This window comes from Shewanella sp. SG41-4, assembly GCF_014164505.1.
Taxonomy (GTDB): domain Bacteria; phylum Pseudomonadota; class Gammaproteobacteria; order Enterobacterales; family Shewanellaceae; genus Shewanella.
Map to the genome: position 1 here is coordinate 1 of NZ_JACJFI010000121.1, position 11,986 is coordinate 11,986.

Below are 11,986 nucleotides of genomic sequence, written 5' to 3' on the forward strand. Positions count from 1 at the left end.
CGATAAAGTGAGTGTTAGCGGCGTATCAATTTTAATATAGCCACCAAGAATATTATTTTTCAAATCTTGTGTGTGAGATCGGTATTTATAACTAAAAAATACGTTATAAAGTACAAATAAATTACACCTTTAATTGGAAATACAATGTCAGAATCAGTTCACGGCCATAAAGTGATGGAAATGATGCTAACCCATGGCTCTGCGTTAACAAAGCATGATCTTAAAACCATGATGCATAATGAGTTTGGCGCAGAGACTCGTTATCATACTTGTTCAGCAACCGAGATGGATGCTGAGATGTTGATTGAGTTTTTAGAAGGCAAAGGAAAGTTCATCCCAAGCGAAGGTGGCATTACAACCGCTAAAGATAAAATCTGTAATCACTAGGGTTTGTTGAACTTAGCTGGTTAAATTTTTTTTAAATAAAAGCACTTTAATCGAGGCGAGTGGATTATTGACTAGTAATCTAAGCAGCACTCGCTTAATAAAGAATCGCTCAACAAAGAGTAAAGTACTTTCAGACGAACTATTCCGACAGCGTTTATTGGCTATATCTACTCGATTATCGGCTTTTTATATAGGTTAACATCACCGTAAAGCTTCTTTTTTGTCACTCACTGTTTACGCTATAAACCAACAATGTGTTGCAAAAAAAGCCTTCAACCCTTAATCATTTACATCAACAAATTGTAGCTTAGACCTAGCTTTATCTAGCGAGGTCTAATGCATTAATTTCGATTGATAGTCATGCTTTTATCATATTTAAAGCATTTACAGCAACGGGTTATTATCTATAGAGCCGTGATAATATCTCTTAAGTTGCTCTTGAATATATTATTTATTTACTCCAAGAATGACAGACTGTAAAGGGGATAGTTCAATGTTAACACTAGCACTGCCATCTTTATTCAATATGAGTTGTTGATTGAGTTGAGTGTTTTTCAGTAAATCTGTCAGTTTTGCATTTCCCAAAAGATGCCAAGCTTGTATTAGTGAACTTGGTAACTCAAGGGTAAATTGTTTGCCCTGGACTTGACTAAAGTTACTGACAATAATCAATTGCTGAGTATCACTAAAACGACTAAAAGCAAAGACGCTGTCGTCATAACCCACAACCTTATTTTGGCGCTGTAGAGTATCGAGTTCCCTATATTCACCGCTTAGTGCAGTTGCTGTGTGGCTTAAGTTAAGCAGTGTTTGATAATAAGCACGTAATGTCTTTTCATCGATTGTGGATTGTCCGCCATCAAACTTGCCGTCGTTCATCCAGCGTTGATGAGCTGGTACGCCAACATAATCAAAAATACTGGTGCGAGTCGGTTGTCCAAAGCCTGCATTTTCAGCGCCTGATTCACCTACATCTTGACCAAAATACAGTAAGGTGGGAGAGCGACTTAACGTTGTAGAGACAACCATCGCTGGCAGTGCATTAAACGGATTTCGAGCAAATTCGGCTGTGTTGATTCGTTGTTCGTCGTGGTTTTCTAAAAAATGCAGCATGTGCTGATCGATGTCGCTGACTTTGGCTTGAACTGTGGCAATGGCAGCTGTACTGGCCTTACCTTGAATTATGGCTTTTAAGGTGTCATATAAATCGACTTTGTCGTACAAGTAATCCATTTTACCTAAATGAATATAATCGCGGTATAAATCGGGGTTATACACCTCAGCCAGAATAAACGCATTTGGGTTGGTGTGCTTGATGTGGCTATTGAGGTAGCTCCAAAACTCTACTGGTACCATTTCAGCCATGTCGTAGCGAAAACCATCTACGCCTTTGGCTAGCCAATATTGCGCGATGTGCTCAAACTTACGCCATGAATCTGGAATGTCATCGGCCGCTTGTGCTTGCCAAAAGGCTAAATGTTCGGCTGCGGTTTTATTTGTATAATCATTAGGCAGTGCAGGGAAGTCATAGCTGCCATCGGGTTTTACTCCGTAGTTTATTTTAACGGTTTCGTACCAATCGTTGGCATCGGGCTTGGCTAAACGTGAGCCATTGCCGGTCCATTTTGCCGGTGACTCGGCAAACTTTGCGTCGATGAGGGGATGTGTTTCGCCGCCTAATGGCAGATAACCATCCGATGCTTGTGGGACTTGAAAGTCTTGACCGACTACATAATAGAAATTGTTGTGTCTACTATAGGTGTTAGTTTTATCGTCGTTAGCACCAAAGTCTGACTCGCCTTTGGGCGCTGAAATAGAATGATAATTGCGCGCGACATGATTAGGCACTATGTCGATAATCACCTGCATACCATTGGCATGGGTTCGGCCGATTAAGGCTTCGAATTCTGCCAATCGAGTCGCTGGATTATCCGCTAAATCTGGATTGACGTTGTAATAATCTTTTACCGCATAAGGTGAACCCGCACGGCCTTTGACGACATCAGGATCATCATTACCAATGTCATAAGCCGTATAGTCATTGACCAACGCATGATGTGGTACGCCGGTATACCAAACGTGAGTGGTGCCTAATGATTTTATATCTTGTAATGCCACATCGGTAAAACCACTGAATTTGCCTACGCCATTTTCGGCAATAGTGCCCCAAGCTTTGTTGGTAGTATTGGTGTTGCCATACAGACGAGTGAATACTTGATATACCACCGGTTTGCCTGTTGCAGCAGTTTGACTTGTTTGAGTAACTGATACGTTTTCGTTATCGTTTTTTACCGCAGTATCAGTTTGTTCAACGGTATTGGGTTGGCAAGCGCTTAATCCTAACCCCAGTATACAGGCTAGTACCAATGCGTTTGAGGTCGGTGAAGGTAGGCGAAGTTGGCTGACTAACGGTTTATTGATGGGGCGCATGAGTCTCTCTTTTATTGTTTTTATGAGAGTGATTCTATTGAAGAACATAGAACCACTTCTTAATTTCAAATAACGGATCAAAATATCAGTGATAAAAATCAATGGCTCAGTTTAAGAATCGTGACACCTTTATTGGATAACGTAAGCGGCTTAGATAATGAGTACGTTTGTTTGTTGATAATATCAACGCCAGTAGTGTTGTCATTAATCGCAGGTTTGAAACGTTGTAAATCAAGCTCCATGGCTTGGCTGTTTTTATTGTAAATGATCAGTAAGGTTTCATTGCCCTGATGACGGCTTTGGACATAAATACCGTCTTTTGGCACAAAGTGTTGCAACTTACCTTGTTGAATCGCTAATGAGTTTTTACGGTAATTTAATAATGTACGTACGAAGGTAAGTGCTTCGGTTTGTTGTGCATTCAACCCTTTACCCGTAAACACATTGACACTGTCTTGTGGCCAGCCTCCAGGAAAATCTGCGCGTACAGCACCGTCGTTACGGTCTTGTGTAGGACTTTGCATGACTATTTCTGAGCCGTAAAATATTTGTGGGATTCGGTTGCTGGTCAGTACATAAGCCATGGCCATTTTGTACAGTGCAATGTCGTTTTTCATTAAACTGTAAATACGGTTGGTGTCGTGATTACCTTCAAATAACACTAACTGACTTGGATTGGCATACACCACATCGTTAGCCAACATTTGGTAAAGATCGATAAATCCAGCGCCCCAATTTTCCTCTTTGGTTAAGCTTGCTATAAGAGTGTCATACAAGGGGAAATCCATCATGCTCGGTGCAAAAGATTGATAACCATCTGCATTTACCTTACCAGCTTGCCAGTAGCTTACCGTCACTGGGTTACTACTCCATTCTTCACCAACAATATTAAAATGCGGGTATTCATCCATAATGGCTTTTGACCATGCTGTTAGAAAATCTTTGTCAGCATAAGAGTAAGTATCTTCACGAATACCGCTCAGCCCCGCGTATTCAACCCACCAAATGCTATTTTGGATTAAGTATGTTGCCATGTGTGGATCGCGCTGATTGAGATCTGGCATAGTGACGTCAAACCATCCATCACTAAAATCGACCGAGTCTGCATTCACTGAATAAGGATCTTGTACTGTAGTGCGTCTATGGCTTGAGTAATTGACATCAGTTGAATCGTTCGCCCAACGGGATTGGCCGTTAATCCAAGTGTTACTCGGCATGCTGTTCATCCATTTATGACCAGAGCCCATGTGATTAACAATCACATCTTGGATGATGCCAATGCCAAAGGTTTGCGCTTCTTCTACCAAGGCTTGGTATTCTTGATTGCTACCAAAACGAGGGTCTATTTTATAAAAATCTGTGGTGGAATAACCGTGGTAAGAATATTTTTGTTGGTTATTTTCAAGCAATGGATTAATCCACAATTGAGTGACACCTAAATCATGCAAGTAGGGCAGAGCTTTGCGGATCCCCATAATATCACCACCATGGCGGCCGCCATCAAAGCTTCTATCGGCTTTTTCAAGCATGTCTGGGTGGTTATCATTGTCGGGATTACCGTTAACAAAACGATCTGGAGTGATTAAGTAAATCACATCTTTATTACTAAAGCCTTGGCGATCGCGTGAACCTTTTTGACGGGTTTGCAGCTCATAATCAAATTGATCAACTAATTGGTCGTCTTTATATAGACCCAAAGTAAGTTGTTGTGGTTTAGCTTGGCTTAAGTCCAAATTAACGAATAAATGGTCGTTACTGTCGGTTTTATCAACGCTGCTGAGCGTGACACCTTGAGCCTTGATTAATTTCACTTGGGTGTCACGAATGTTATCGCCAGCAATCAATAGTTGTAACGTAGGTTGTTGCATACCCGCCCACCATGACATGGGCTCGACGTTAAGTGCGGCATTCACCGACATGGCGCTGACACTGAGCGCACAGCCTAATACTAAACGTGATGCGAGCTTGCTGATGCGATGTTGGTCTAGGGGCGTTGGGTGTGAGTAATTTGATGACATGATTACTAGTCCTGTTTTATGTAATTTATTTTTATTTTGTTAACGCATTATTACTTTTTATCAAATACTTAAATTTTTTCGATATAGGTTTCATGGGTCGGCATTTGCTTCACCGTGCTGGCAATGACCTTACGGATATTAGTTAAGTAGTCAGTTAAATCGACTTGGGTGACCGCTTGGGTCAGTGGATGATAATCTGCAGGAATAATGCCTTGCCCTAACATGACCTGGATCCAGGCCGCTTCGGTAAAGAGTTCATCTTGATGCCTGAAAACCGTTGCAGTGGATATAAATAAATCGATTTTTCGTTGCAAGCTTTCAGGGATGTCCATGTCGCGACATTGCTGCCATAAACCGTGTTCACCGTCGGCAGATTGTTTTGCATTAAGATGATAATGCAAAATAATAAAGTCGCGGATTTGTTCAAACTCGGTTTGTGATTGGCGATTAAATTCATCAATTTGGTGCGATTGAATGCCGTTTCGGGGAAATAATTTGGTTAAACGAATTATCGCCGATTGGACTAAATGTAAGCTGGTGGACTCTAACGGTTCTAAAAATCCGCTCGATAACCCAATAGCAACACAGTTTTTATGCCATTGCTTGACTCGCCTGCCAGTGGTGAAGTTAATTTTACGCGGCTCGGCTAGCGGTTTTCCGTCTAGGTGGGCTAATAAATGCTGCTTAGCTTGCTCATCGCTCATATGTTTACTGCTATACACAATGCCATTGCCAGTGCGATGTTGCAGTGGAATACGCCATTGCCAACCAGCATCATGAGCGGTTGCTTTAGTGTAAGGAATGACAGGTGAGGTGCTTTCACAAGGCACGGCATATGCGCTGTCACAGGGTAGCCAATGCTGCCAGTTTTCGTATTCCACCCCTAATGCTTTTTCAATCAATAAAGCAGAAAAACCCGAACAATCAATAAATAAGTCACCATTAATGCAGTCACCATTTAGTAACGTGACACTGTCTATCGAGCCATCATTGGAGAGTTTAGTACTGGTTATAGTGCCTTCAACCCGAACAACTCCACGTTGTATGCTGTATTGGCGTAGTAAGTTGGCATACAAACTGGCATCAAAATGGTAGGCATGGGTGATACCACTCATCTGCGCTTGAGCAATCGTTTGAATAGGTTGGAATTTATTGTGTTTAGCAGCCTGATAATTAAGCGAGTATTGCCAGAAATCTTTAGCGCTAAACGTACTTTGATTTTGTTGGCCACAATGAGCTTGTGCGCTGAGCCAATAATGATGAAACGAGATAAAGCCTAAGTCACGACCAATATTGCCAAAAGCGTGCATGTAAGCATCGCCTTGTTGGTGCCAGTTTTCAAACTCGATGCCCAATTTGTAGGTTGCTTGGGTCGCTTTAATAAAGTCTTTCTCGCTGATGCCCAATACGCTGTTAAATATCTGCAGGGGCGGAATGGTGGCTTCACCCACACCTATAGTGCCGATGGTATCAGACTCAATAAGGGTGATGTTAAGTTGTGTTTTAAACAACTTGGCTAACATCGCAGCGGTCATCCAGCCCGACGTTCCGCCGCCTACAATGACAATGTTTTTTATTATTGTTTGATCCATTGTTATCGCCTTTTTAACTATTTTTGATTTATTTTTACTGAATCCGATAAAATAAAAAAGCCCCTGTAATAGGTTACAGAGGCTTTTTTGTCGGTTTAGTACATTCTATAAGCCTATTAGAACTTGTAGTTTGCGCCTAACATAAAGTTACGACCGTAGTTTTGATAATCACGCACGTGACGTGCATCTTCACCAGTGTAAGATGTAAATGGCTCGTTGGTTAAGTTGTTCACTTGGAACTGTACCGATAAACCATATAGGGCATCGATACCACTTTCAGTAAAGTCATAACCAATTTGGGCATCAACAACTGTTTCAGCTTTCACGTTTACGTTGACACGAGTCAAACTGATTGCGGTAACTTCACCTAAGAAGTCACTACGATAGCGTGAGCTAATACGCGCTTCAAAACCGGCGTTTTCGTAGTAAACAGTTGCGTTGAAGGTTTTTTTAGAAAGACCTTCAAGTTGTTGAGGTTCACTGTCAGCGGTTTCTTTCACTTCACTTTCGTTGTACGAACCACTTAAAATAGTACCAAAACCATCAAGCGAATCCGCAAATGTACCGAAATCTAGAGAAACTGAGGCTTCAATACCACGAACATAACCGCCATTACCGTTTTGAGGTTGGCTGATACTACCAATCGGGTTGTCACCTGGGTTTTGCGGTAAAAACGTGCTGAAGTCTAAAGTAGAGTCGTCGTTAAAAACATAGGTTTCTAGGTCTTTATAGAATACAGCTAAGGAAAAATAACCTTGATCACTAAAGTAGTTTTCATAGCTAATGTCATATTGACGCGCTAACCAAGGTCGAAGTTGGGGGTTACCCGAGTTACCAGACCAGTTAACACCATCATTAGGATTTTGGCTGTAACTATAATTGACGTTAGCATTCATTTTATCCATACGCGCACGGGTTAATGTACGCGCAGCGGCTAAACGTAGCATTTGGCCATCGGCAACTTCAAAACCTAAGTTAATACTTGGTAACCATTCAAGATATGTATCGCCTGCGGTACGAGGAAGTAACTCAACAATATTATTTTCAACTTTAGCTGCAGTGCCGTCTGAACTTTGATCTGTATAGACGGCTTGCAAGCCAATATTACCTATCAAAGGTAAACCAAATAGTTCTGACTCTAAGTTGGCTTTAACATAGGCCGTTGACACTTCTTCTGATACAGACCAAGAGTTGGTTGCACGTGATAAATCGACATCTGCAACGTCAGTTTCGGTATAGCCGCCCGCATTGTAAAAGGCTAACGAATCGTAACTGAGTACGTCGCCCATGCCGAAAAAGTCGAGTGAGGTTGGTGATAACAAATACTGTTCAGGCACAGATTCTAAGTAGTTATCTGTACCGTCATAACCCGCCAACGTTAGGTAATAACCTTTGTCTAACTTACTTTTATCGCGATTAGTGCGGTTAACACCAAACTCAACGCTGCGCACAGCGCCTTCATCAAACACATATTCAGCACTTAAGCGGAATGATGTTAATTCATCATCAATTTCGGGTTTGTTAATAAAACCATCTTGAGTATTGGCACCAAGCGGGCTTCCCCAACCCAGTGGGTCGCCTAATTTAATTAGGTTTGGATCTGCATAATTAAGATCATGAGTGAAGTTGTAACCACCTTCACCATTATATGCAAAACCTAGGTCATCAACCGCGCCAACACCGGTGCCACGGCCTGTACCGCTATAACTTTCCATACCAATATCGGTACGTTCAGCTTTTGATAAAGCGATATCTGCTTCAACGCGCCAATTGTCATTGATTGTGAACTTGTTGTTCCAACCAATTGACAGTGATTCAGCATCACGCTTGTTAACATCGTTACGGATGACGACTTCAGCGCCATTAATGGTACCTTCAGTCACTAAACCATTTTCTGTTTTAGTTGCTGTTACACCACCGTTAGTACCCCAAGCAGCAGGAATTTCGATACCGCGTAAACGTTGGTCATCAGTAAATTTGGTGTAATACACATCAACAACTGAAGTGAATTGGTCGTTAGGTGCGTATTCAAATACAGCTAATACACCGTCGCGTTCTAATTCGCTTGAACGAACAAATGGTTTTGCGCCACCTAAAACACTATCACCGGCTTCATTTTCTGGGTAACCCCATGCCTGCCAGCGTTCTTCTTGGTTTGGTGACATCATGCGGGCATAACCTAAAGCAATACCGATAGTGTCGTCTGCAAACTGGTCGATGTATGAAATGCTGCCACGATAACCGGTGTCACTTGAGCCACTGTTAAGTGAACCTAAGTCGTTCATTTCGCCACGAAGCGACATGGCAATAGTTTGCTCACCATGGGTCAGCGGGCTAATTGTTTGCATATCAACGGTGCCGCCGATGGCTTGAGCCATTACAGAAGCATCAGGGGTTTTATATACCACTACACGATTTAATAATTCAGAAGGGTATTGGTCAAACTCGACACCACGGTTATCGTTAACCGAGGCTTGTTCACGGCCGTTTAATGTCGCAGTAGTGAAATCAGGCCCTAAACCTCGAATTGATATGACGTTAGCGCGACCGTCAAGGCGTTGCGCTGCAATACCGGGTAGGCGAGCAAGTGACTCTGCAATACTGACATCAGGTAATTTACCAATGTCTTCTGCAGAAATAGCTTCAACAATGGATGAGGAAGACATTTTTAGTGATTGTGATTCTTGTAAACTGCGACGAATACCAGTGACTTGAATCACTTCAATATTTTCTTCGGCAGTTTCCGTAGTATTAACGTCATCCGCAGCGTAAGCACTCATGCTTGCACCTGCAGCAACTAACGCTAGCGTAAGTAGGCTCGGTTTAAATAGCAACATTCATCTTTCCCCTTTAAGTGGATACTTAACAACTTGAAGTCCAGGTCGAGTGTTAGTGTCCTTTTGAATTTTGGTTACAGTCTTTATTGTGTTTTTTCTTCAGCATGCTTAATTAACTTTATAAGTGACTGCATAAGTGCCGAAGTTATGACCAAATTGTTGCACAACAGTGACGATACTACTCCCAGTACAGTTTTGCCGACAATATTATGCATACGTATTCAACGTTATTAGTGGCTATTTAGTGGCTGAATTTTACAATTATGAAACAACTAATGGATACTGCTTATACTGGTTAGGTTGTTGTATTTATGTGCTTTTTGTTATTTTTAATATGTGTGATAGATCAATTAATTCTTTGCATACGTATGCAGGTGTATTGAACCTGATTTCCTTATTCACGTATCCTCGGGGTAATGAAAAACAACAGCGAGCTGTTACCCAGCCGCAACATCAAGGTAACTCATAGGTGTTTTGGGGTTAGCTTAATTCTAAGGGGAAGCAATGGATCAGGTAACCTGGTGGCGCGGTGGAGTGATATATCAAATCTATCCACGCAGTTTAATGGATTCTAATGGTGACGGTGTCGGCGACTTGCAGGGCATCATTGCTAAACTTGATTATATTGCCAGTTTAAATGTTGATGCAATTTGGATTTCGCCTTTTTTCAAATCACCAATGAAAGACTTTGGTTACGACATTAGTGACTATCTTGAAATTGATCCGTTGTTTGGCACCATGGCCGACTTTGACCAACTTATTGAGAAAGCCCATCAACTAAATATAAAAGTGGTGATTGACCAAGTACTCAGTCATACCTCAGATCAGCATGATTGGTTCGAGCAAAGTCGTCAAAGTCGTGATAATGATAAAGCTGATTGGTATGTATGGGCCGACCCAAAAGATGATGGCAGTGCGCCTAACAATTGGCTCGCTATTTTTGGTGGCTGTGCTTGGGAATGGGAACCACGCCGTCAGCAATACTACTTACATAATTTTCTTAAAAGTCAGCCTGATGTTAATTTCCATTGTCCGCAGGTTCGTCAAGCTGTGCTCGATAATGTTGAATTTTGGCTTAAAAAAGGCGTTGATGGTTTCCGTCTAGATGCGATTACATTTTGTTATCACGATGAACAATTACGTGATAACCCCGCTAAACCAAAAGATAAACGTCAAGGTCGTGGCTTCAGTGAAGACAATCCTTATGCTTATCAATACCATCACTACAATAATACTCGCCCACAAACTGTGGGTTTTATTGAAGAATTACGTGCCCTGATAAATCGCTATCCAGGAGCAGTGACTTTAGGTGAAGTATCGTCAGAAGACTCACTTGCCACTATGGCTGAATACACTCAAGGCGATGACCGTTTACACATGGCATACAGTTTTGAGTTATTGACCGATGATTTTAGCGCGGCTTATATTCGCCAAACCGTTGAAGAACTGGAAGCCAGTATTGGTGATGGTTGGCCATGTTGGGCTATCGGCAATCATGATGTGAAGCGTGTCGCATCACGTTGGGGTAAAGAGATCGCTAACCCAACAATGGTAAAAATGCTCAATGCGATGTTGTTTTCATTGCGTGGTAGTGTGTGTAGTTATCAGGGCGAAGAATTAGGCTTAACTGAAGCACCGATTGAGTTCAGTCAATTACAAGACCCCTTCGGCATAGCATTTTGGCCAATGTTTAAAGGCCGTGACGGATGTCGCACGCCAATGCCTTGGGTAAAAGAGGCACCTAATGCAGGTTTTAGTGAGGCAACACCTTGGCTACCAATAGATCCGTTACACAATAACAGTGCTGTAGATGTGCAAGAAGCCGATCAAGATTCAATACTGAACAGTTATCGTCATTTTTTACAGTGGCGTAAACAGCAACATATCCTGATTGAAGGTGATATACAGTTTATTGATAGCCATCCTGATGTATTAGCGTTCATCCGCAGTCAAGATCAACAACAAATGTTAGTCCTGTTTAACTTGTCAGCAAAGCAACAAACCTTTGACCTAAAAGCGTTACATTTATCTTCTATTATAGATGGCCATGGTTTACTCAGTGGCGCGCAAGATAAACAGCATCCAGCGACCATTGCGTTACCAAGTTTTGCTAGTTTCTATGGTTTGCTTGCTAAGTAGAGTGACTAAGCTGAAATACGACAGTATTTCAGCTTTTTTGATCTATTAGTTTTCGGTAGAGAGACAATATAAAAATTAATGTATCAAACTTTAAATGCTATACGGCCGCCATTATAAATTTATAAAACAGCGACATAATAATAATTAACAAGAAGAGACCACACTATGGCTTCATCAATGCAAAGTACTCAACAAACAACAGTGACCGGAGGCAGCGGTAGTTATCGCTTTGCACTTGTGTCATTAACTTCACTGTTTTTCATGTGGGGGTTTATTACCTGTTTAAATGATATTCTCATTCCACATTTAAAAGCGGTGTTCTCGCTTAATTACACCGAAGCGATGTTGATCCAATTTTGTTTCTTTGGGGCATACTTTTTAGTCTCATTGCCAGCGGGTAAGTTAGTCAAAAAATTAGGTTATCAAAAAGGCATCGTAACAGGGCTTGTTATTGCTTGTATCGGTTGTTTGTTATTTTACCCTGCTGCTGAGTTTGCAACATACGGATTATTTCTAGGTGCACTGTTTGTACTAGCGTCTGGGATCACCATTTTACAAGTGGCTGCAAACCCTTATGTCAATG

The 11,986-nt window shown here is 41.6% G+C and carries 7 protein-coding genes; 3 read left to right on the plus strand and 4 right to left on the minus strand.

What is annotated here, in order from left to right; genetic code table 11:
• Nucleotides 1–144: 144 nt before the first annotated feature.
• Nucleotides 145–387: a YecH family metal-binding protein gene (locus H5202_RS12210; protein WP_182772316.1), complete on the plus strand. Its 243-nt coding sequence runs from the start codon at nt 145–147 to the stop codon at nt 385–387.
• 447 nt (nt 388–834) lie between these two features.
• Here the strand turns inward: H5202_RS12210 and H5202_RS12215 are convergent, their stop codons facing one another.
• The 4 genes from H5202_RS12215 to H5202_RS12230 form a co-directional block, all read right to left on the minus strand.
• The gene (locus H5202_RS12215; RefSeq protein WP_182772317.1) at nt 835–2,865 is read right to left on the minus strand and encodes an alpha-amylase family glycosyl hydrolase; all 2,031 of its coding nucleotides are present in this window, start codon (nt 2,863–2,865) and stop codon (nt 835–837) included.
• A 50-nt stretch (nt 2,866–2,915) separates the two neighbouring features.
• Nucleotides 2,916–4,835, minus strand: a complete 1,920-nt coding sequence (locus tag H5202_RS12220; RefSeq protein WP_182772318.1) for a glycoside hydrolase family 13 protein — start codon at nt 4,833–4,835, stop codon at nt 2,916–2,918.
• A 68-nt stretch (nt 4,836–4,903) separates the two neighbouring features.
• Nucleotides 4,904–6,427: a tryptophan halogenase family protein gene (locus tag H5202_RS12225; RefSeq protein ID WP_182772319.1), complete on the minus strand. Its 1,524-nt coding sequence runs from the start codon at nt 6,425–6,427 to the stop codon at nt 4,904–4,906.
• 116 nt (nt 6,428–6,543) lie between these two features.
• Complete coding sequence (locus H5202_RS12230; protein WP_182772320.1) at nt 6,544–9,264, minus strand: TonB-dependent receptor; 2,721 nt, start codon at nt 9,262–9,264, stop codon at nt 6,544–6,546.
• 504 nt (nt 9,265–9,768) lie between these two features.
• On the opposite strand from H5202_RS12230, the gene H5202_RS12235 reads away from it, so the two are divergent.
• On the plus strand, nt 9,769–11,403 hold the full coding sequence (locus H5202_RS12235; protein WP_182772321.1) for an alpha-glucosidase family protein: 1,635 nt from the start codon (nt 9,769–9,771) through the stop codon (nt 11,401–11,403).
• A gap of 165 nt (nt 11,404–11,568) precedes the next feature.
• A partial coding sequence (locus H5202_RS12240) for an MFS transporter (protein WP_336244799.1) occupies nt 11,569–11,986 on the plus strand: 418 nt, incomplete at its 3' end.